17 protein-coding genes and 1 tRNA gene are annotated in these 21,040 nt (G+C 58.9%); 6 read left to right on the top strand and 12 right to left on the bottom strand.

Annotated features, from left to right (window positions below):
- Nucleotides 1-3: 3 nt before the first annotated feature.
- From N7220_RS09340 to N7220_RS09325, 4 genes are all read left to right on the top strand, one after another.
- Complete coding sequence (locus N7220_RS09340; protein ID WP_283151180.1) at nt 4-939, top strand: ABC transporter permease subunit; 936 nt, start codon at nt 4-6, stop codon at nt 937-939.
- Entirely contained in the window at nt 939-1,922 is a 984-nt protein-coding gene (locus N7220_RS09335) for an ABC transporter ATP-binding protein (RefSeq protein WP_283151179.1), read from the top strand. The genes N7220_RS09340 and N7220_RS09335 overlap by 1 nt, the downstream gene beginning before the upstream one ends.
- Entirely contained in the window at nt 1,915-2,970 is a 1,056-nt protein-coding gene (locus tag N7220_RS09330) for a peptide ABC transporter ATP-binding protein (RefSeq protein ID WP_283151178.1), read from the top strand. The genes N7220_RS09335 and N7220_RS09330 overlap by 8 nt, the downstream gene beginning before the upstream one ends.
- An 89-nt stretch (nt 2,971-3,059) precedes the next feature.
- Nucleotides 3,060-3,135, top strand: a tRNA-Met gene (locus N7220_RS09325).
- A 124-nt stretch (nt 3,136-3,259) separates the two neighbouring features.
- Here the strand turns inward: N7220_RS09325 and N7220_RS09320 are convergent.
- The 9 genes from N7220_RS09320 to N7220_RS09280 all read right to left on the bottom strand — a co-directional run bounded on the left by N7220_RS09320 (nt 3,260) and on the right by N7220_RS09280 (nt 15,606).
- Entirely contained in the window at nt 3,260-3,856 is a 597-nt protein-coding gene (locus tag N7220_RS09320; RefSeq protein ID WP_283151177.1) for a hypothetical protein, read from the bottom strand.
- 109 nt (nt 3,857-3,965) lie between these two features.
- Nucleotides 3,966-4,856: a DUF2950 domain-containing protein gene (locus tag N7220_RS09315; RefSeq protein ID WP_283151176.1), complete on the bottom strand. Its 891-nt coding sequence runs from the start codon at nt 4,854-4,856 to the stop codon at nt 3,966-3,968.
- Nucleotides 4,857-4,872: 16 nt separating this feature from the next.
- Nucleotides 4,873-6,267: a DUF3300 domain-containing protein gene (locus tag N7220_RS09310; RefSeq protein WP_283151175.1), complete on the bottom strand. Its 1,395-nt coding sequence runs from the start codon at nt 6,265-6,267 to the stop codon at nt 4,873-4,875.
- A 244-nt stretch (nt 6,268-6,511) separates the two neighbouring features.
- Nucleotides 6,512-7,408: a DUF4434 domain-containing protein gene (locus tag N7220_RS09305; RefSeq protein ID WP_283151174.1), complete on the bottom strand. Its 897-nt coding sequence runs from the start codon at nt 7,406-7,408 to the stop codon at nt 6,512-6,514.
- A complete protein-coding gene (locus tag N7220_RS09300) occupies nt 7,408-10,383 on the bottom strand; it encodes an NfrA family protein (RefSeq protein WP_283151173.1) in 2,976 nt (991 codons plus the stop codon). The genes N7220_RS09305 and N7220_RS09300 overlap by 1 nt, the downstream gene beginning before the upstream one ends.
- Nucleotides 10,380-12,620, bottom strand: a complete 2,241-nt coding sequence (gene nfrB, locus N7220_RS09295; protein ID WP_283151172.1) for a cyclic di-3',5'-guanylate-activated glycosyltransferase NfrB — start codon at nt 12,618-12,620, stop codon at nt 10,380-10,382. The genes N7220_RS09300 and nfrB overlap by 4 nt, the downstream gene beginning before the upstream one ends.
- Nucleotides 12,621-12,635: 15 nt before the next feature.
- Nucleotides 12,636-13,751, bottom strand: a complete 1,116-nt coding sequence (wecB, locus tag N7220_RS09290) for a non-hydrolyzing UDP-N-acetylglucosamine 2-epimerase (protein WP_283151171.1) — start codon at nt 13,749-13,751, stop codon at nt 12,636-12,638.
- Nucleotides 13,752-13,999: 248 nt separating this feature from the next.
- Nucleotides 14,000-14,713, bottom strand: a complete 714-nt coding sequence (locus tag N7220_RS09285; protein WP_283151170.1) for a DUF2182 domain-containing protein — start codon at nt 14,711-14,713, stop codon at nt 14,000-14,002.
- A 125-nt stretch (nt 14,714-14,838) separates the two neighbouring features.
- Complete coding sequence (locus N7220_RS09280; RefSeq protein WP_283151169.1) at nt 14,839-15,606, bottom strand: DUF899 domain-containing protein; 768 nt, start codon at nt 15,604-15,606, stop codon at nt 14,839-14,841.
- Nucleotides 15,607-15,731: 125 nt separating this feature from the next.
- On the opposite strand from N7220_RS09280, the gene N7220_RS09275 reads away from it, so the two are divergent.
- Together N7220_RS09275 and N7220_RS09270 are read left to right on the top strand one after the other, a co-directional pair.
- Entirely contained in the window at nt 15,732-16,949 is a 1,218-nt protein-coding gene (locus N7220_RS09275; RefSeq protein WP_283151168.1) for a hypothetical protein, read from the top strand.
- A gap of 38 nt (nt 16,950-16,987) precedes the next feature.
- Complete coding sequence (locus N7220_RS09270; RefSeq protein WP_283151167.1) at nt 16,988-17,632, top strand: Vgb family protein; 645 nt, start codon at nt 16,988-16,990, stop codon at nt 17,630-17,632.
- Between the two features lie 227 nt (nt 17,633-17,859).
- Here N7220_RS09270 and N7220_RS09265 read toward each other — a convergent pair whose 3' ends face one another.
- The 3 genes from N7220_RS09265 to N7220_RS09255 form a co-directional block, all read right to left on the bottom strand.
- Nucleotides 17,860-18,801 (bottom strand): GGDEF domain-containing protein, encoded by a 942-nt coding sequence (locus tag N7220_RS09265; protein WP_283151166.1) that lies wholly within the window; start codon nt 18,799-18,801, stop codon nt 17,860-17,862.
- Nucleotides 18,802-18,849: 48 nt separating this feature from the next.
- Nucleotides 18,850-19,656, bottom strand: coding sequence for a hypothetical protein (locus N7220_RS09260; protein ID WP_283151165.1), 807 nt, complete (start codon nt 19,654-19,656; stop codon nt 18,850-18,852).
- A 153-nt stretch (nt 19,657-19,809) separates the two neighbouring features.
- On the bottom strand, nt 19,810-20,844 hold the full coding sequence (locus tag N7220_RS09255; protein WP_283151164.1) for an AraC family transcriptional regulator: 1,035 nt from the start codon (nt 20,842-20,844) through the stop codon (nt 19,810-19,812).
- Nucleotides 20,845-21,040 lie beyond the last annotated feature (196 nt).

Here is a 21,040-nt window from a genome sequence, read left to right as displayed (position 1 = left end):
GGCATGGCCGAAACAACAACTCAAACCGTGGCAGAAACCGCAGCAGCGGTGCCGGTGGCAGAGGTACTGCACCACCCCACGCCAATCCGCGAATTCTGGCTGGCCTATAAAGCCAATCGCGGCGCGCTGATTGCGCTGATCTATCTGGTGATTCTGGTTCTGGCCGCTGTGCTGGCGCCGCTGATTGCACCGCACAGCCCCAGCGAACAATTCCGCGATTTCATGCTGACCCCGCCGTCGTGGACGCACGATGGCCACGCCACGTTCTTCCTCGGTACCGATGAATTGGGTCGCGACATCCTCTCGCGCTTGATGCACGGCGCCAGGTTGTCGCTCATGATTGGTCTGGTGTCGGTGGTCGTCTCGCTGATCCCGGGCATTGCGCTGGGCTTGCTGGCGGCGTTTTATCCGGGCTGGCTGGGCACGGCCATCATGCGCTTGATGGATATCATGCTGGCGCTGCCGTCTTTGCTGCTGGCCATTGCCATTGTGGCGGTACTCGGGCCGGGGTTGGTCAACACCATGCTGGCGCTATCGATTGTGACCTTGCCATCGTATGTGCGGCTGACGCGTGCGTCGGCCATGACTGAACTGGGCAAGGATTACGTGGTTGCGGCGCGGTTGTCGGGCGCGGGCAAGCTGCGGTTGATGTTCAACACGGTGCTGCCCAACTGCATGGCCCCGCTGATCGTGCAGGCCACGCTGGGTTTCTCTTCCGCCATTCTCGATACCGCTGCGTTGGGTTTTCTGGGCTTGGGCGTGCAACCGCCACTGCCGGAGTGGGGCACCATGCTGGCCGCCGCGCGTGACTATATCGAGCGCGCCTGGTGGGTGGTGACCATGCCTGGTTTGTCCATTCTGATTACCGTGCTGGCGCTCAATCTGATGGGCGACGGTCTGCGCGATGCGCTGGACCCGAAACTGAAGAGGCTCGCGTAATGGCACTGCTTGAAATCAAAAATCTGTCTGTTGAATTTGGCAGTGCGGCCAACCCGTTCCGCGCCGTATCCAACGTGAGCTTGAGTGTGGATGCGGGCGAGATCGTCGGCATTGTCGGTGAATCCGGTTCCGGCAAGAGCGTGACCATGCTGGCGCTGATGGGGCTGATCGACGCTCCGGGTCGCGTTACTGCGGATTCACTGGTGTTTGATGGCAAAGACCTGCTGAATATGAAGCCACGCGACAAACGCAAGATTGTCGGTCGCGATATCAGCATGATCTTCCAGGACGCCCTGTCGAGCCTGAACCCGGCCTACACGGTGGGTTATCAGATTATCGAAACGCTCAAGCAACACACCGAACTGCGGGGCGACGCGCTCAAGAAACGCGCGCTGGAATTGCTGGAACTGGTCGAAATCCCCGACGCCAAATCGCGCCTCACTGCGTATCCGCATCAGTTGTCCGGCGGCATGAGCCAGCGTGTGATGATCGCCATGGCCATCGCCTGTAATCCCAAGTTTCTGATTGCGGATGAACCAACCACCGCGCTCGATGTGACCGTGCAGGCGCAGATCATGGAACTGCTGGTGAATCTGCAAAAGAGTCAGGGCATGGGTCTTATTCTGATCACCCACGATCTGGCCGTGGTGGCCGAAGTGGCGCAGCGTGTGGTGGTGATGTACGCCGGTGAAGTGGTCGAACAGAGCCCGATTCCGACCATCTTTGACTTGCCGCGCCATCCATACACTCAGGCGTTGCTGTCATCCATTCCAGAACACAGCCAGGGTGCGGCGCGTCTGAACACGCTGCCCGGCGTGGTACCCGGTCAATATGATCGCCCGGCTGGCTGTTTGTTGTCTCCGCGCTGCCCGTATGTGCAAGACCGTTGCCGCACCCAGCACCCGGAGCTTATTCCCGCCCAAGCTGCGTTAACGCGCTGTTTCTTCCCGCTTGATGACGCAGGAAAACCGATTTATGGCTAATCAACCCACTCAAACCTGGCATCAATCGCATCCAGGCGCACCCGCCCCCACTGGCGAAGCGCCGATTCTGATCGCGCGTGAACTCTCGCGCCATTACCAGGTATCACGGGGCTTTTTGCGCGGTCACGCGACAGTGAAAGCCCTCAATAGCGTGAGCTTCGAACTCGCCGCGCATCGTACGCTGGCGGTGGTCGGAGAATCGGGCTGTGGCAAGTCCACGCTGGCGCGGCAACTGACCATGGTGGAAACGCCGTCGGCCGGATCGCTCAATATTGCTGGGGTGGAAGTCGCAACTGCCGACAAAACCACCCTGCGTGGCCTGCGTCCACGGGTGCAGATGGTGTTCCAGAACCCATACGCATCACTCAATCCGCGCAAGAAAGTGGGCACGCAACTGGAAGAACCGTTGCTGCTCAATACCAGTCTGGACGCCAAAGCGCGTGAAGCCAAAGTGCGCGACATGATGCGACGGGTTGGTTTGCGCCCGGAACACTATCACCGCTATCCGCATATGTTCTCTGGCGGCCAACGCCAGCGTATCGCCGTCGCCCGCGCGATGATCCTCAACCCGGCAGTGCTGGTGGCCGATGAGCCGACCTCGGCGCTGGATGTCTCCATCCAGGCGCAGATTCTCAATCTGTTTATGGATCTGCAAGAAGAGTTCGGCACCGCGTACGTGTTTGTCAGCCACAACCTGGCTGTGGTGGAGCACGTAGCTGACGATGTGATGGTGATGTACTTCGGTTCTACCGTGGAATACGGAGCCAACGCGGCGGTCTTTGACAACCCGCTGCACCCGTACACCCGCGCGCTAATGCAAGCCACCCCGGCCATCCGTCATGAAGACCGGCAGACGCGGGTGAAGCTGACCGGCGAGTTGCCCTCGCCAATCAACCCTCCTGGTGGCTGCAGCTTTCATACCCGCTGCCCCTATGCCCAGGCGCGTTGTAAAGCAGAAGTGCCGCTGCTGCGCCCGTTTGCCGGTCGGCAGATTGCCTGTCATCGGGTAGAAGAAATTTCTGCGGGAACGGCTAGTCCAAACACATAAGGGTGGAGGCGTTGAACAAGAGCTATAAAACTAAAAGTCATGTAGGTGTTGACGCATTGCAATATCCATGACATACTCTTCTTCTCTGTCGCGGGATGGAGCAGTTGGCAGCTCGTCGGGCTCATAACCCGAAGGTCACAGGTTCGAGTCCTGTTCCCGCAACCAGTTTCAAAGCGAAAGCCCAACCAGTGATGGTTGGGCTTTTTGCATATCTGGGTCCGTTATCGCTGGTGTGGTAACAGGGCTCCGGATCAGAGAGATGCTGTCCGAAGCCATTACTACGGTCAGCCTACTGGCCCTTGGTGGCGGCGGGAGTGACCGATATCGCGATCGCTTCGGTGACCACGGCGACGATCTGATCGCCTTTTTTCACTACCTTCATGACTTCCGGGTCTTCTACCGCGGCGTCAATGACGTGTCCTTGCGGCCCCTTGAGGGTGATCGTATGTGCTTTCTTGTTTACCGCCAGCACGTCGCACACCACGGTATGTTGCCGGACCTCACTACCACCCGGTTTTTCACCCACTTCAGCTGTGCTGGAGGCCATGGTCGACATAACGGTGCGGGCTTTGCCGCCGCCTTTTTGCAGGGTGAGCGCGATGGAGCGTTGGTAAACCACGCCCACCAGGTCACCGACATGCAGCTGATCAAAATTGCGCACCCTGTCGTCTGCCACGATATCGAAGACACGTCCGCGGTCGCCTTTGATGGTGACTGTGCGGGTAGCTGCATCAATGGCGGTGATGGTGCCGGTGGCGTGAGCGCTGGCGGCCATGAACTTGGACGGGGCGCTCGCCGCTGCCGCGGTGTCTTCGGCATGAAGTGGTGCTGACAAGAAGCCAAACAGCAATAATCCAGCAGGTATCAGCGCGAGACAGGCTTTCATGGTGTTCTCCTGATGCAGGTAGCAAGAGCGTGTGGGAAATGGGCTGGGTGGCGGCCGGGACCAGCTCCGGTTTTCATCCCTTGAGTTATTCGTTATCGGCTTTATGGGGCTATGGGTTGTTCTTGAGTTCGCTCCAGCCTTCGCCTGGATTGAAAGTACGAATGCCACGGGCAAGCCGGTCTGTGGCCGAGCCAAGATTGGCCTCGTAAACCACTCCGTCCTGATTGACCATAAAGCTCATGATGCTGGTTTTGCCATAGCTGGCAGGCCAGGCGATCAGGGCGAACCCGTCCACCATCCGCCCATCCTTGATGTAGTTCCTCGCGCCACCGGCAGCGGCATCACCTTGCGCCGTCAGAATGCGGAACCGGTAACCGTGGTATGGCTCACCCGCTTTGGCATCGGCAAAGCGCGGGCCCAGCGGGCAGGGATCTTCGCCGGGCTGGGTGGGCCAATACAGGCCATCTTTTTTGCCAGGAGTGGACAACAGCTTTTGGGCGTAGGCGGCCTGGCCTTGGGCTTGCGACCAGTTCCAGTAGTCATGCTGGGCATCGGCGTACGCCAGCGTTGCCTGGATGGCGGCCAGTTCGTTGCGACCTATGGCCCGCGTGCGCATTTCGTCGGCACCCGCTTTGGTATCGAAATACCAGCCAGCTTTGCCGTGGACGATCGGCACTGGCAAAGTCCAGCCCGCCGTGCCCGCAGAAAGCAGTGCCTTGTGTTCATCCACCTGCACGATCTCATGCGCTTGCGCCCAAGCCGCGAGGAAGCGGGTGATGTCTTCAGGCGCTATGCCGCCGGTGGGAATAAAGGTGCGGTAGTTGCTGCCAAGAATGACACTGAGTGCGTCATCGTCATGGGTGGCGATGCTGTCAACCAAGGCGTCTGCAGCGGCCTCTGGCGTTGGAAAAATACGTGGTGCTGTTGCTGCCATGGCCCCGATCGACGCGCAGAGCATGATCTGGATCAGCACAGCCTTGAATAGACGCGTTGCATGCATGATTAACCCTCGTTATTCAACGACCACGGCCACCGCCACCACTGCGCGCCGGGCGATTGGTGGAGGAGCGGGCTGCCGGAGCAGAGCGGTTTGAAGCGCCAGCTCGGCTGGTGCCTTGCATGCTGGGCGAGGCGCGGCTTTCCCGACCGCGCGAGGACTCTGTTCGTGATTGCATATCGTTGACGCCGGTGAGGGCATTGTTACGTGATCCCGCCTGGCTGCGGTTGTCGCCACGGGCTCCGTTGTTATTGCCCAGGCCACTGTTGGCGCCGCCGCGATTGTGATCCATTTGCCCGGCCTGTGCCCCGCCGGTTCTGCCGCCACGCGACGAGTTGCTGATGCCGCGGCTTTCCATGGTGTTCGCAGCTCGCTCGCGGTTAGCGTCACGGGTATTTGCCCGACCGTTATCGCGTCCATTGTCTCTGCCATTGTCACGGGCGTTGTCGCGTCCATTATCTCGAGCGTTGTCTCGTCCATTATCACGCCCATTTTCCCGACCAGCGTCATCACGACCGCGGAATTGTTCGCGCTGGTTGGTTTTGAAATCGTTGTTCAGGCGATCACGTTCGGCAGCACCGCCCCGGTAGTCCGAGGTGCGATGGCCGGGGTCGTGTTTCCAGGAAGCGCGATCACCGCCCCCTTCAAATTTGCGGTTGGAATTGATGTTGTTGTACTTGTTTACGTTGATGTTGACGTTACTTGAACCCCAGTTGCAGCCGCCCCACAGCGCGTTGCCCACGGCAATGCCGACACCCCACGCCAGGCCAGTCATCACCGCAGTGGAAAACCAGTATCCAGCAGGTGGTGGGTAGTAATAGGGAGGATAAGTTGGGTACGCCCAAGGACCGTACACCACGGCAGGGTTATAAGTCGGCACATACACCACCGACGGTTGGGCCGGCTCGATCACAATGACTTGCTGTTTGGGGCCAGGTTGCGTGGTCACGGTAACCTGCTCGTTCGATTGCAGGTTGCCCGCTTTTTGCGCCTGATTCCGCAAGCGCTGGACCGCGTCCATCACGTCGGCAGTCTGGGTCAGAAAGGCATCGCCCATGTCCTTTACCCATTTGGGCTGACCGCCAAGCGTGATCAGCACATCCGGGAAGGCCACCATAGAGGCAACAGCTGGGTCCCAGTTTTGCGCTTCAACCATTTTTACGGCGGAATCGCCCTTGGAGTCGGGGTGGGCTTTGGACCACTGATACGCTTTTTCAAACTCGTCAGGATACGTCGTTGCCATCAGCAACTGGGAAAGCAGCGAGTCTGGATATAAAGCGATGGGCGCCACCAGCTGATCAAGCTGGGCATTGGACAACGGTGGATCATCTGCGGCCAGCGCTGGCCAGGCGGCACAGAGCAACCATAGGGGTAACGCCAGCATCAATGCGTACTGACGCAGAGTCTTGAGCACTGCCACCATTGCAGAGGTCCCCGGGCGGAATCATGCAGATCACTGATCTGCTGGTTATGACTTCATTTTTAGATGTCCGGGTTTCCTCGCTTGGCGGCTGAGCCAAAGCACTGATACCGGATTATCTTGCCCTTTAGCAAAGAGGAGTCTTGCGTTGTTAGCAAGTTTTTCCCGGACAGACGGCGGTCTGCTTTCGCTGCTTAACCGCTCGTGCCAGGATTCGGTCGCGGGCAACAGGGGCGCATCAAATGGGCAACAGCCCTTCCAGCCCGGGCAAATAGCGCAGCGAGAAAAACACGCTGTCACCGCCGCATGCCGCGCGTTGCTTGAGTAGTTGCCGGGCTTCCTCTGGTGTCCGGCGCTCGGCGGTAAAGTTGTCGTCGGTGCCGGTCTGGCGGAACAACTCAAACACGATGCCTTGGGCCGCCGGGCCGTCGCAGTGCGTGACAGCGCCCACGTACAAGCCGCGTTCAGCTTCGTTCAGTTTGGCGGTGCCAGCACCATCTTGAACCCAGATATGCACGCCACTGCCGTGACCGAGTTGCTCCAGCATGGCGGCATATTGCGTGGGTGCCATATTGCCGGCAAAAAAACTGCTGACATACACCGGCTTGTCGCCCTGCGCGTGCAGCAGTTTCTGACTGCGATTGAGCCAGTTTTGCAACTGGCTGCGGCTGTCCGGTTCGCGCCAGCGCATGTCGTCAATTTCCGACCCTAAATACCAGCCGCTAATGGCATCAGTCCCCAGCTGTTTGATCCAGTATTGGGCGAGTTTTGCATCGGTTCTGGCCATGCCGTTGAAGTAGCTATCCAGCAAGCGTGCGGGTTGTTGCTGCTTGATGAAAAAATCAGGATCAGAACTCAAGCCGATAACCAGTTTCAAACCGGCGGCGTGCGCCTCGTTCAGGCGAGCGGTGAGCCAGGCTTGCTGTTCCGGCGCCGTAAAGGCGTCGCCCTGGCGGGTCCACTGCATGACCAGCGTATCAAATCCGCTCTGCCGTGCCGTAGCAAAGATGCGCGGCCAGCTGGCGGCGGCGATGCTCAGATCGCGTAACTGCGGCTGATAAAAAATGGCGTTCATGGCCTGGGCCAGCCCCGGCAAGCAAAGCAGCCCGAGCAGCAGAAGTTTTATCAGACGCATCACCAGAGTCCTCCAAAAGTCAGGAACACGGTGTTAGTGTCACCGAGATAAGTTTCGAAAGCGTGCTGGAACTCCAGTCCGACGCTGATCTTGCTCGGATAGGCATCGTAACGGGTTTCGCCATACCAGTGATTCCAGCGCATACCCAAGCCCGCCCGTACATCGCGGCTATACCCTTGCTGGTCCAACAGGTTGTATTGCATATGGGCGTACGGCTCGAGGGTCTGGCCCCGCACCAGTTTCTTGTGATAACTCAGGCGATAGTCCGCAGTGGCGGCAGCGCGCTCCTGATGCAGGTAATAAGCGGCGTCCAGATACAGGTTCTGCGCCATCCAGCCCGTGCCGGATTCGTGCCATTCATCACTGAACTTGCCATCGTTGAACAGCGATGCGCTGGCCCGGAACATGACGTCCGAAACCGTATCCTGGGTGCGATCCAGTGGCGTCTGATATTCGGCGGCCAGGTAGAAGGTCCAGTCACGCAACGGCTTCCAGCGCAGGCCAGTGCCCAACATCGGCGCGTAAATGGGTAAGGCGGCATATTGGTCGCCCTCGGTACCACTACCGGCAAAAATGCGAGCATAGGCTTCCAGCGTTTTGCCGTCGCGAATCGCCGGGTCACCCAGGCGGTAGTCTGCCTCAACTTGCGAATAACTGCGGTAGGCCGTGCCCGGCTCCGGTGAGTTGGCAATTGAACCGGCGTTGGTCCCCATAAACGCGCCAGCGGAAAAGCTCCAGCGACGGCCCAGATCTTCATGCAGGCGTCTGAAGCCAAATTGCTGCTCCAGATCGGCGTCGGTTTTATCGGCAGGATCAATAGTCAGGTCGTAATCGATCACCTCGCGGGCATAGGCGCGAGCGGCCGTGTTATCGCTCATGCGCTGGCTGGAATAAACCAGTTGCCGGGTGATGGCAATGTCGCCTGGCGCTTGTTGATGCGCGGCCTGCAATGCTGTTCGCGATTTGGCCGCGTTTCCGGCAAACCACCAAGCGTAGCCCAGTGTTGCCTGTAACTCGGCATCGTCTGGAGCAAGCGCCTGGGCCCGCTGCAACGAGACCACAGCCTCTTGATATTGCTTGTCGGCGCTCTGCAGCGTGGCCAGTCGCTGGTAATAGCGGGCGTCTTCGCGCTGGGCCAGAGCACGTTCCAGCGCTGCGCGTTCGGCGGTGGCATCGGGGGCGGTTTGTGCGCGCAACCACCAGTATTCATCGTCACGCACGGCGCCGCGGTCTTCGTATTCATCCAGCCATTGCGCTGCACCGGGTTTGTCGCCCGCGACCAGGTCGGTATTAGCGGCGGAGATCAACTCGCCGGGCAGCAAGTCCGCCTTGCGCAGCGAGCGCCACGCTTGTGCCGCGCTGGCGTAATCTTTGGTGGCGAATGCCTGGTAGGCTACGGCGCGCGTCGCGTAGCCATCGTCGGGTTGCCGCTGCCGGGCTTGCTGATAGCTGTATTGCGCCAGACCCGGCAGGTTGTCACTGCTATAGCAGTCGCCCAGCCGCATCCAGTCGTCATGGCTGTAGCCGCTGGAAAGATCACCCAGCAAATCATGGACTTGTTTGCAGTCCTTGAGGCCGGCAAACAGCGCTGCCTGATGCCCGCGCGGACCCGGTGTAGCCAGAGGATTTGCCAGCCGGGCCTTGTCTTCAGCGGTCAGCAATGCCGGGGTTTCGCCGATCAAGCCGGTGAGGCGTTGCAACAAAATCCCACGGCGTGCGGGCTGCGCGGCGGTGAAGGGATAGTTATCCAGCAACAAGCGGGCGGCTTGTGCCTGGCCATCATGAGCAATCAGTTGCCAGGTCAGTGAATCGAGCAACGCCGGATCGTTATCGTGTTGCCGTAGCAGGGCTGCTGCCTGTTTTTCGGCCAGATCAAGCTGATTTGCTTTCACGCTCAGGGTAAAACGCTCGCGGAGCATTTCGTCGGCGGGCAAACGTTCCAGCATGCGCTGGGCGGCATTGTCGCTGCCGCTGGCGATCAGGCGCGGTACCAGCGCCTGCGCCTGGGCGCGGCGGTTGACGCTAAAGGTGGGTGTGTATTCCGCATAGAGCGTGTCGCGTTCTATGCCCGGCATTTGTTCCAGCAAGCTCAGCCATTGCTGCTCATCGGCGGCGTTCTGGAAGTCAGGCTGTTTGCCGACCATGTAACGGACGAGCGCTGCGCGCTCACCACGCCGGGCCAATGCCTGTGCATAGGCCAGCTGATCACGTCCACGTACGGCAGGACTCTGGTTCAGCAGACGCTCGGCATCGCTCAGGCGTCCCTGTGTCAGCAGCAGATTAAGCCACTGGCTGCGCTCGTTGGCCGTGAGTTGGCCTGCGGCATTGAGTGCGGCAAACTGGCTTTCGGCTCGCGGCCAGTCGCGTAAAAAGATCGCCCGTTGTGCCAGTGAGTGGCGCAGCTCCAGGCCTTGCGGACTGGCCGCAAAACCATCGTCAGCATCCAGTTCGGCTTGCGCCTTGGCCAACTGACCCGCGCGTAATGCGGCATTGCCGGCTATGGCCTTGCACACTGGCGTTTCTTTGGGCTGGCAAGTGGTGTCTGTAGCGGCTGGGGCTTGCGCGGCGCCCCCGGCTTCGCTGACCTCTTCAGGCGCTTGTGTTGCCTGGGCACCTTGCAGCGTCGCCAGTGCTTCGGCAATGCGCATGTCTTTGGGCGTGCGCTGGGCCGCTTGCTTGAGCACCGCTTCGGCCCGATCAGGCTGGCCATTGCGTTGATAGGCATCGGCCAGATAAAGCGCAACGGTGGCATTTTTAGGTACCAGCTTTTGCGCGGCCAGGAATTCGCTGATGGCTTGCTGGTTTTCGCCGCGCTGCTGCAGCGCGAAGGCCTTCTGCAAATGCGGATAAATAATGAATCGCCGGTAGCCGCTCACTTCGTCGCCAAGGTCCAGCCTGCTGTCCGTTGCACTCAACGCCGGTGCCGCAAGGGCCAGTGCCAACAAGGCAGGGAGTACTCTCAAAGACGTATTCATACGGCCGCCGCCGGGCGCAGGTGGTCCAGCTGTTCCATGGTCACGCCAGCGCGTTGCAGCAGTTGCGGCATTGAGGGCTGCAGCTGATCTTGCAGCTGCAATGCCTCTTGCAGGGTGTGCTGGCTAATCACGCCTTCATCCACCAGAAATTCACGCAGACTTTGGCTGGAGCGCTCATGGCGCAGCAGCAGGGCTTTAAGAGCGGCGGTATCCAGATGACCCAGTGACATCAATATCTCGGCAAATAATACTTGTTGAGGTACGTATTCCTGCCAGATGGCCTGGCCTTGCGCGGGTGTGATCAAACCTTGGTCGATGGCCGCGTCCAGCAGTTCGCGCGGGTCGGCTTGCAGTTTGGGCAGATACCAGCGGCGCAATCCTACCGTGACCTCGCCACGGCGGGCGATCACATAACGCACCGGGCGTTCCAGCTTGCGTTCCAGTGCCGCCAGCGATACCGGGTCAATATCGGATTCACTGGCCACCACCAGGGTTTTGCCCTCTTCGCGCAGCGGCAAGATGGCATAGTGCATGGCCATTGCAGCGGGAACGCGGCCAATTAGCTGGGGCGACAGACTGTAGGCATCGACCGCTTCGGTGCTGACATGACTCTGCGTAGCAACCGCCTCTGCCAGTGCTTGCGCGCTAACGACCCCTGTTTGTACCAGCCAGCTTCCCAGGCGCAGACCCTGGCTGCGGTGTTGCGCCAGAGCGCTGGCCAGTTGGGCTTCGGTAATGGCGCCTTGCTCGATCAGGATGCTGCCCAGCGGTCGGCGGGCGCGATTTTCGCCACCCACGCTGGGGAAGTCATGCGTGGTTTTGTCCCACGCCACGCGACGCGGATCGCCTTGGGCAATGATCTGGCTCAGCGCACGCCAGTTCGCCAGGAAGTTGATGATGTTGCCCCAGAACAAGCGTGGAATCGCCATCAAACCTTGGCCAATGCCGTAATAACCGGAGACAAAGATAATCCGCTGCAGCATGCGGTTGGCCATCAGGAAGAAGTTGACCCACAGCAGCAGCACCAGTCCATGGTCGCCTTCAAAAATCGACAAGAAGCGGTAGGCATTTGGCCAGTAATGCTGGTACAGCCATAACGCCGACAACTGGATCAGGATCAGCGAAGCGATAAAGCTCACAAAGTTACTGATGGCGCCTTTGCGGTCACGCCAGAGAAAATAATTGAGCGTCCAGTTGCCTGTCCAGCCGTGGGTTTTGAAGCCCTGATAAACAATGCCGATAATCCAGCGCGATTTTTGCCTTACCGCCGTGTGCAAGGTATCCGGAAAATACTCGCGTACGCAGATCACGGTGGACGAGCGCCGACTTTGCCCCAGCAGGCGTTTGCCCAGCGAATGCGTAGGCGTATCGCGGATCACCGGGAAGCGCACAAACACCTCGGTCATGCCCTTGGCTTTCAGCCGAAAGCCAATGTCGTAGTCTTCGGTCAAACTTTGTACGTCAAAGGCAATGCCATCGCCATCGGCCAACAAGGCCAGTACTGCACGGCGGCTGAAACACGTGCCAACGCCAGCGCTGGGCACCTGACCGGCGACGGCTTCGCGCACCGGCACGTCTTTACCATGCAGTTCGGCAAACTCATCCAGATAAGAAAGGCTGGTGAAGTTGGTCCACGGCCGTTCAAACGGATAAACCGGAATCTGGATCAGATCTTTACGCGCCACCAGAAAATTGAACAGCCGCAATTCCATATCCGAGATCACATCTTCGGCGTCGTGCAGGATAAAACCGGCAAATTCGAAATTGGCTCGGCGCTCGAATTGCAAAATGGCGTCGAGTACGTTGTTCAGGCAATCGGCCTTGCTGGTTGGCCCGGGGCGGGCGCAGACCACTTTATGTACATTGGGAAAGCGCGCACAGACTTCATCCACGTCGCGCTGGGTATCCGGATCATTGGGATAAGTGCCGACAAAGATGTGGTAATTCTCGTAATCCAGCGTGGTGGCGGCCAGTTCGGCCATCTTGCCGATCACTCCGGTTTCTTGCCACGCGGGCACCATGATGGCCAACGGCTTTTCGTCCGGCTCGTACAGCGCGGTGTAATCCAGATACGGGTGGTTGCGATAAATGGTCAGCAGGCGCCAGATACGGCGGCCCCAGTAAACCACATCGATAAACAAATCATCGATGCCGCTGACCAGCATCATCACCGCCACCGCAATGGCAAGCAGCTTCAGGCCGTAAAGGTAGGTTGAAAATATATCCAGCAAAGACATCAATGCACTCCCGGCTTAGGCAAAGTCCGGAGCCGGATCGGCTTTATGCGCGAGGCCTTTCTTGAGTGTTGCCACAATGTATTCGCACGACTTGCCATCGCCAAACGGATTGCCCGCCTGCTGCATGGCTTGATACGCCGCTTTGTTCTGCCACAGTGCTTCAACCTGCTCGACGATGGTCGCCCGTTTCGTGCCCACCAGCCGGGCGCAGCCTGCATCAATGGCTTCGGGACGCTCGGTTTCTTCACGCAATACCAGCAGCGGTACGCCAAATGTGGGAGCTTCTTCCTGCAAACCACCGGAGTCAGTCAGTACCAGCCAGGCATCGACCAGCGCTTGCTGCATCTGCAGGTAATCCAGCGGCGGCACCAGTTGCACGTTGGCAATATGGCCAAGGATGTCATGCACCGGTTTTTGCACCACCGGGTTCAAATGCACCGGAAACAGTACCGGTAGATCCGGATGCGCGGTGGCGATGTCGGCAATGGCGTGGCAGATTTCCTCAACATCGTGACCCCAGTTTTCGCGCCGGTGCACGGTGACCAACATATGCCCGCGATCGCTGGCCTGGCGTGAAATGCCGCGATGGGCAATGACCCACTGCTGGGCATCCACCACGGTATTGCCACTAAGCGTGATGTGACTGTTGGCGATGTTCTCTTTCAACAAGGCATCGCGTGCCCGTTCGGTGGGCGCAAAGTGAAAGCGTGCCACCCGGCCGATCATCTGCCGCAAGCCTTCTTCCGGGAACGGCCGGTCCGGATTGTAAGTGCGCAAGCCTGCTTCAACGTGAGCCACCGGCACCCGGTGGTAAAACCCGGCCAGCGCTCCCAGAAAAGCACTTTCGGTATCACCTTGCACGACTACCAACGACCAGGCGCGGCTAAGCATCACCGCCTCCAGTTGCTCCCGACAACCGATGCTGAAGTCGGCCAGACTGCTGCCACGGCGCTCCAGCGTGATATCGGGCGTGATGTCAAAACACGCCAGAATCTGCTGCGCCATTTCACCATGCTGCCCGGTATGCAACCAATACACACGTGCCCATTGCTGTGAGCGCAATGCATGATAAAGCGGGGCAATCTTGATGATTTCGGGACGGGTGCCGGAGACAAGCAGGATGTCACGCATGGTTACTTCCAGTGAAAGCGTTATTGATAAAGCTCTACATATATAACCGCATCGCTGACAAATAACCAACAATATGAAGTCAGGGTATTGATAGGTATTTTTTGACTTTACAAGAAATTGGCGGATGACAATTACGAGAAGGCAGCGTGACCTTGATGAACGCGCAAAAAAAAGCGTCGTGGGTGGTTCAACTGATTGCCAAGAGACGGTCTGGCTCCGGTCTGACCATATACGACGACGCTCCCAAGCTAGATATTTCGCACAATCAGCAATAGCCCCCCCACGACAGCGACGATGCCAATTGCGTATGCCACCGTTTTGCCACGTGCGGCCAGGCGTTCGGCGCTAATGGCGGCAGTGACGATGGCCATCATGCGCAGGTCCATTACACCGCCGACCAGCAAGATTGCGGTGAGTCCGGCGCAGCACTGGCAGCAGTGGCTACCCAGTTGCAGGCCATAGCGCCACGCATTGCTGGCATTGGCCGGCCCGAACTCGCCGCCATGGCCGGAGCTGCCTCGGCAGCAGGCCAGCAAATGCGCTTTCCAGCGGGTGAATTGCAGCGCGCCAGCCATCAGCACCACGGTTCCTGCCAGACTTGGCACGGCGCGCGCCAACACGGGTTGCTGCATCGCCAGGGTTGCCAGCGTGATCCCGACCAGGAAGGCAGCCAGACCAACCATCGTCCACACGCTAAAGTAAGCCAGACCCACCAGGATGGTGAGCCGGGCTGGCCGGGCATGGGCTGAACGGCTTGCCCATTGCTGGTAGCGCCACAGCACGGGGGCGAGCGCTGGCAGCATCATGGCCACCATCATCATCACCCACATGCCAAGGAACACCGCCCCGGCGCGCAACCAGGTCTGGCCCGGCATGCGCATCCAGGTCATGGACATGGTCCAGTCGCCTGGCATAGTCATGCCATCCATATCCGCCATCGAACGGCACCAGATGATGGTCATAGCCGCGCTCACCACAAACAGCAGTGCCAGGCTGCCGAAGAAGACACCACGGGAAGCGGGAACGGGAGATGGGCGGGTTGCAGCCGCCCGCTTCCCGCGTACGGCCACAACGCTGCTGCCATGCCTTAGCACTTTTCGTACTCGTCATGACGGCGCCACCAGATGCCCGTCTCGTTGCGGCCCAGCGGCGCGCGATCGAGCCATTGGTACATGCCCCAGATGCCGTCCAGCCCGCGGGCATAGGTGGAATAGGTGTGATAGATCACTCCATCTTCCATGACGAAGGCGCTCAATCCCGGGCGATCGCGCGCATACGTAGCCGCGTCGGTACCGCAACTGTTGGCAAACTGCACCACCGGTTCTGGTGCCGGAACGGCGTCCATGGCATGCGCACCGCGCATATAGTTGTATTCAATATCGCCCTTGCGTTGTTCCTCCTCAGTGAATGACACGTTGAAGTCAAAGTTGAAATCGCCGCCCTGCGAAGAGGCCCACGGAAACGACCAACCCATGCGCTCTTTGTAGGCGCTCAGTTTGGCAATCGGTGCGCGGGAAACCGCCGCCAGCGTCACGTCGTGATTGGCCAGATGGGAGACAAAGCCGTCGAAGCTATCAGCAATGGCCGAGCAAGACGGGCAACCGGCGGTGTAGTCCGGCCCGAACATGAAGTGATACACCAGCAATTGCGAGCGACCCTGAAACAGGTCTTTCAGTGTTGCGCTGCCCTTGTCGGTTTCAAAGCGGTAGGTCTTGTCCACGCGAACCCACGGCAGTGCCTGGCGTTGTTGCGCCAGCAGATCGCTGTGATGCGTGAGCTGTTTTTCAGCCGCCAGCAATTTCAGTCGCGCGGCCAGCCATTCTTCGTGAGTTCCAGTTACGTGCGTCGTCATCATGATGATCTCCGTTGAGAAGCCTCGCCGTTCGGTCAGAACTGCCTGCGACAAGGTGGTTGAGTGACGTGTGCTAGATTAGTACCGGGCCTGAAACGCGAGGGAGTGACAAGTTTGGCGGGATTTGCATGGACTCACTGATCACGGCGGCGGCGGGCGCGCTGGCGGCGGGAGACCCGCTGGGTGCTCTGAATTTTGTGGCCTTGCGCAACGACCCACCGGCGTTGGCGCTGCGCGGAATTGCTCTCGCGCAATTGGGCGATTTCGTGCGGGCGAAGGCGCTGGTGCGTAGTGCAGCGCGTGCATTTGGCGCGAAAGAGGCAGTGGCACGGGCGCGTTGCGTGGTGGCTGAGGCAGAAATCGCACTCGCCTCGCGTGATCTGGGCTGGCCCGCCAAGGCGCTCGCCACCGCGCGGGCAACGCTGGCCGCACACGGTGACCAGATCAACGCCGCGCATGCGCAGTATCTGGAAGTGCGACACCAATTGTTGATCGGGCAACTGGACGCCGCCGAGATGCTGCTAGCCAGCCTTGATCCAACCGGATTGCCGCCGGTTTTAAGCACTGCACATGAACTGATGGTGGCGGGCATCGCCATGCGGCGGCTGCAGGCGACCGCTGCCCGCGCTGCGTTGGCCCGGGCTGAAAGCGCCGCCCGCCGCGCCCGTATTCCCGCTCTGTCGGCAGAAGTGGGCAGTGCAATGTTTATGCTGAACACACCTGCCGCCCGCTTGATCGTGCGAGGTGAAGAACGGCCCATCCTGCTCGATGAGGTCGAAGTATTATTGGCTTCAAAGGCGCTGATCGTGGATGCCTGCCGCCACGTGGTGTGCGATACCAACACAGTAATCGCGCTGGCAAGGCGTCCGGTGTTGTTCGTGCTGGCGCGCGCGTTGGCTGAAGCGTGGCCAGCCGATGTGCCCAGAGACACGCTGGTCGCGCGGGCGTTTCGGGCCAGGCATGCCGACGAATCACATCGGGCGCGGTTGCGGGTTGAAATCGGCCGTTTGCGCGCTGTGCTGGGCACGCTGGCAGAGGTTAGCGCTACGCCCCGCGGATTCACGCTGGTGCCGCATTCATCGGAGGTGGTTGTGCTTGCGCGGCCGGTAGAAGAGAAGCATGCGGCGGTGCTGGCCTGCCTGGCCGATGGCGAAGCGTGGTCCAGTTCTGCGCTGGCGCTAGCACTTGGGGCGAGTCAGCGCACAATCCAGCGCTCGCTCGACGTGCTGTCAGAGGCGGGCAAGGTGCAGGCCTTGGGCCACGGTCGTGCCAGACGCTGGTTGACGCCGCCCGCACCGGGATTCACGACAACGTTGTTACTCTCTGCGCCGTTGCCAGGTGGCTAACATGGTACTCATCCGCACCCAGTAACCAGGATACAAACATGAAGCGACTACCAGCAGAAATCATCCGCGAGTACGGCCCTTTTCCTGGTGTGAGCCAGATTGGTGGGGTGACGTACGACGGCCAACAAGTCTGGATTGCGACCGGTGAAACCCTCACCGCGCTGGACCCGGCCAGTGGCGAGCCGAAACGTGCGCTGAACATTTCCGCCCACGCGGGCACGGCGTTCGATGGCCAGCATTTGTTCCAGATTTCCGGCGACCGCATCCTCAAGCTTGACCCGCAAACGGGCGACACCCTGGCCACCATTCCTGCGCCTGGCGGCGGTGGTGACTCGGGCATGGCCTGGGCCGAGGGCACGCTGTGGGTAGGCGCGTATCGCGAACGCAAAATCCACCAGATCGACCCCGAAACCGGTGCGATCTTGCGCAGCATTGAATCCAACCGTTTTGTGACGGGCGTAACCTGGGTGGATTCCGAACTGTGGCACGGCACCTGGGAAAACGACGCCAGCGAACTGCGCCACATCGACCCGCAAACCGGCGAAGTGCTGGAACGGCTGGAGATGCCGGAAGGTGTAGGCGTGTCTGGTCTGGAATCAGACGGCGCGGATCAGTTTTTCTGCGGCGGCGGCGGCAGTGGCAAGTTGCGGACGGTACGGCGGCCCAAGCGGGCCGCTGGTTGATCTTTCAGCTCAGACTCAGATGTAGCCCGGATGAAGCGAAGCGAGAATCCGGGGCCAAATATTGGCAAAGGCGAATGCCAGTTATTGGTTGATGCATTGCAATCCCCCGGATTCTCGCCACCCCGCTGCAACCGTTATATGCGATATCCAGGCGCCTTGTGAGGGTACCCCGAGGGGCACGCTTCATCCGGGCTACATGATGGCAATCGGCGCAGCAGAGTCCAGGGTTAAATGCGTGCCGATTCGATCCGGTTGCGGCCATTTTGTTTGGCGCTATAAAGGCATTTGTCTACGGCCTGAATGAAGTCCGTGGCTTCCATGCCTGCGCTCGGGACGATAGTTCCGACGCCCATGCTGACTGTGAGCACCTGAACGTCGTCCGCTTTCTCATGCAGAATCTGCAGTTTTTCAATTAGCCGCTGACACCGCTCCGCCACCTCACGCGCCCCGTTTTCGTCGGTTTCTGGCAGTAAAATCACGAACTCCTCACCGCCAAATCGCGCCGCAATGTCTCTGGGGCCGGCAATGGCCAGGCTCAATGTCTGGGCCACGCGGGTCAGACATTTGTCGCCCAGGATATGCCCGTAACGGTCGTTGTATTGTTTGAAGAAATCGATATCGAGCAAAATGAGCGAGAGCGGTTGCCCAGTACGCTGGGCGTTGGTCCATTCCACATCCAGGCTGGAGTCGAAGCGGCGCCGGTTAGCGATGCCGGTCAGCCCGTCTTTGAATGACAACGCTTCCAGTTCTTTTTGCAGGCTGATCAGTTTTTCTTCGGTCTTTTTGCGCTCGCTGATATCAAACATGAACCCGACCAGCGATTGCGCCTCGCCATTCTCGTCTCGCACCACGTGCACGACATCGCGTATCCACACGTAGCCGTTGTCTTTGGTCAGCGCGCGGTAGTCTGCTTCATGGTCTATCCCGGCTTTGGATTGCGAAATGCAGAAATTCACCACGTAATCGCGGTCATCCGGGTGAATGCGCATCGCCCAGTCTTCGGCGGAAACCCAGCTGTCCTGGCTCCAGCCCAGCAATGGCTCAATCTGCGGTCCGATATAGGCAAATTGCATGCTGGCCCAGTCAATTTTCCAGGGAATGGCTTGGGTGGATTCCAGCAGCGTTTTGTAAACCGCGCTATCGCTATCAAGATCGTGGATATCAGACATGCCGGGGTTTCCTGAATTGTTTGTTGGACCGAATGGCGGTTGTTTTGATTAACGCACCGCGGTCAGGTTGGTATGCACCGTAGGCGCGGCGTTCCAGTACCAGTAAAAGAAGCCGTTTTCGGTTTGCAGCAGTGTTTTGGTCACCACCGAACTGTGTTTGATATCGCCCCAGCATGCCCGGGCCGAGTTACGGTTGTTATGCAGATCAATGCATTCCGGGTTGTCGTGGGCTGGTTTGGGTGGGATATAAAGCGCACAACCACGCCGTACCCACAAGTCTGCCACGCGGATTTTTGAGAGCTTGGGCCAGTATCTGGCTACCGAAATCACCAACGGAAATTCGGGATCGGTAGAGGCAAAAACATGCGGAAAGTCGTGATGTTCCAGGTCTGTGCACACCACGGTGAGTAGATTGTTGCCGGTGTTCTGATAAGGCGACCAATGTCCGGCAAAGACGCCGTATTCATATTCGACTTGGGAGAGCGTGTGTACCGGGCTACTTAGCGGAACGCCCTGACCGGGTTCGACCAGCGTGATGCCAAATGCGGCGGCAATATCGCGCGTGGCCCACATCGGTTCATACACCACTTCTTTGGCGATAAATCCCAACTGGGTTTCCACGCCATAGGGTGGCGTCGGTTTAATGCCCATGACCTCGGCGACGACGTATTCATTGCCAATGGCTACTGCCGGATTAGTTGTCGCCGGTTCCAGCGGTGTGACCCCGGCTGGCAGCGCATTCAGATAAACCGGCTGTCCGCCATCGTTATAGAAGAAGGGGGTATCTGTGATGTTGACCGTTGTTTCATACAACTCCTTGATAAACACCGGCGCATCAAAATGTCCTTCTGCCATGGTCCAGCCAACCCATAAGTAATTGATAAAAGACTGATATTCTAACCACGGCCCGGCATTGCCGTGGTCAGGAAGCTCTGAACGGATATCTAGCTGTATGTTGAAAGCGACAATGACCGGGTTTGGGCAGCAAAAACGCGATCGGCATTGCGCTCAGTCACAGGTGTGCAGTGACTTGTAGCGGGATGGCGAAGTGCCGCTTTGCTCGGAGAAGAACCTTGAGAACACGGATACCGACGAAAACCCCAGCATGTCGCTGATGTTCGAGACTGACATCTCGTTTTGCAGGAGCAATTCTTTGGCCTTTTCGAGCCGGACCTGATTCATGATCCGCCGAAGGTTGGTTCCTTCTTTTTGCAGCCGCCGATGCAGGCTGAAGCGCGACATATTCAAGCCGCCGCATACCATTTCCAGCGTGGTGTGTTCCTCGGCCAGGAACGACATATTGCGGGCCTGTTCTTCGACCAGTCCTTCAACTCGGGCAGCAAACGAGTGCCGTTTATAAAGTGCCTTGAGATCGTGAACGGCCTGGCCGTGAATGGCATCAAACGCGGTGCGATTGTGCAGGTGATAGCGGGCATTGGCCGTCGGCAGATTCAGAACCAGCCGATTGTGGCTTTGCCCGAAGCGCACTTTGCATTTTTCAACATCCTGCAGCTTTTGTTCAGAGGCAAAGGGCTTGCCAGTCAGTTCAAGCATGACGGGCAGATCGTCGTCTTCAGTGTATTGGCGGGCCAGCTTGGCCATCGTTATGAGATTGCCAAAAGCACTCAGGGAAGTGCGGTTATGATCGCCGTCCAGCACGTATTCAAATTCGAAGCGGCCGTTTTCTTCCTTGATGCGCAGATCGTCAACATCGCCAATCAATGCCCTGAAGCGGAGGTAATTCAGATAGGCATCTTTGAGCGTGGGCGAGTTGGCAACGATGCCAATCACTGTGCTGAATGGCGCGGCCAGGGGAATAGCCAGCAGGCTTTGATTTTCTGAGGTCGATGGCAGCGAACGCTCCATCAGATTCAGCATTGCGATGTGTTTGGCTGCGGCAATCCGGCCCTGCGGATCTTTGGTTTCGAGTTCCGTGATGCCGGTGATACGGCGAAACTCGGCCGGGCTGATGCCTCTGGCTTTTGCGGATTCCAGACCAAGAAGTGCCAATCGGCTGGTGACTGTTTTAGGCCAAACTGCCATTTTTAACCTCACAACGCATGCTGGCCGCGTTTGCGTAGCGGCGCAACGTCGCGCTCATTCCACCAAAGGTGGCAAACGCGAAGTTGTATTCCAGCAGTTATGGAATGATCGATGCGCTGGCAACGCCCATACGCAGGCGTTACACAGACATACAAAGCATCTGGTACATCGGGAACGTGATGGCAGCACGAACCTG

It is taken from the genome of Silvimonas soli (assembly GCF_030035605.1).
Lineage (GTDB): Bacteria > Pseudomonadota > Gammaproteobacteria > Burkholderiales > Chitinibacteraceae > Silvimonas > Silvimonas soli.
The sequence above is the reverse complement of the archived record's forward strand: the minus strand, read 5'-3'. Positions and strand labels throughout refer to the sequence as shown.

Excerpts from the sequence above, each read along its gene's own strand:
- N7220_RS09340 (WP_283151180.1), top strand. The coding sequence starts at position 4 with ATGGCCGAAACAACAACTCAAACCGTGGCAGAAACCGCAGCAGCGGTG.
- N7220_RS09335 (WP_283151179.1), top strand. The coding sequence starts at position 939 with ATGGCACTGCTTGAAATCAAAAATCTGTCTGTTGAATTTGGCAGTGCG.
- N7220_RS09330 (WP_283151178.1), top strand. The coding sequence starts at position 1,915 with ATGGCTAATCAACCCACTCAAACCTGGCATCAATCGCATCCAGGCGCA.
- N7220_RS09320 (WP_283151177.1), bottom strand. The coding sequence starts at position 3,856 with ATGAAAGCCTGTCTCGCGCTGATACCTGCTGGATTATTGCTGTTTGGC.
- N7220_RS09315 (WP_283151176.1), bottom strand. The coding sequence starts at position 4,856 with ATGCATGCAACGCGTCTATTCAAGGCTGTGCTGATCCAGATCATGCTC.
- N7220_RS09305 (WP_283151174.1), bottom strand. The coding sequence starts at position 7,408 with ATGCGTCTGATAAAACTTCTGCTGCTCGGGCTGCTTTGCTTGCCGGGG.
- N7220_RS09300 (WP_283151173.1), bottom strand. The coding sequence starts at position 10,383 with ATGAATACGTCTTTGAGAGTACTCCCTGCCTTGTTGGCACTGGCCCTT.
- nfrB (WP_283151172.1), bottom strand. The coding sequence starts at position 12,620 with ATGTCTTTGCTGGATATATTTTCAACCTACCTTTACGGCCTGAAGCTG.
- wecB (WP_283151171.1), bottom strand. The coding sequence starts at position 13,751 with ATGCGTGACATCCTGCTTGTCTCCGGCACCCGTCCCGAAATCATCAAG.
- N7220_RS09285 (WP_283151170.1), bottom strand. The coding sequence starts at position 14,713 with ATGACCATCATCTGGTGCCGTTCGATGGCGGATATGGATGGCATGACT.
- N7220_RS09280 (WP_283151169.1), bottom strand. The coding sequence starts at position 15,606 with ATGATGACGACGCACGTAACTGGAACTCACGAAGAATGGCTGGCCGCG.
- N7220_RS09275 (WP_283151168.1), top strand. The coding sequence starts at position 15,732 with ATGGACTCACTGATCACGGCGGCGGCGGGCGCGCTGGCGGCGGGAGAC.
- N7220_RS09270 (WP_283151167.1), top strand. The coding sequence starts at position 16,988 with ATGAAGCGACTACCAGCAGAAATCATCCGCGAGTACGGCCCTTTTCCT.
- N7220_RS09265 (WP_283151166.1), bottom strand. The coding sequence starts at position 18,801 with ATGTCTGATATCCACGATCTTGATAGCGATAGCGCGGTTTACAAAACG.
- N7220_RS09260 (WP_283151165.1), bottom strand. The coding sequence starts at position 19,656 with ATGGCAGAAGGACATTTTGATGCGCCGGTGTTTATCAAGGAGTTGTAT.
- N7220_RS09255 (WP_283151164.1), bottom strand. The coding sequence starts at position 20,844 with ATGGCAGTTTGGCCTAAAACAGTCACCAGCCGATTGGCACTTCTTGGT.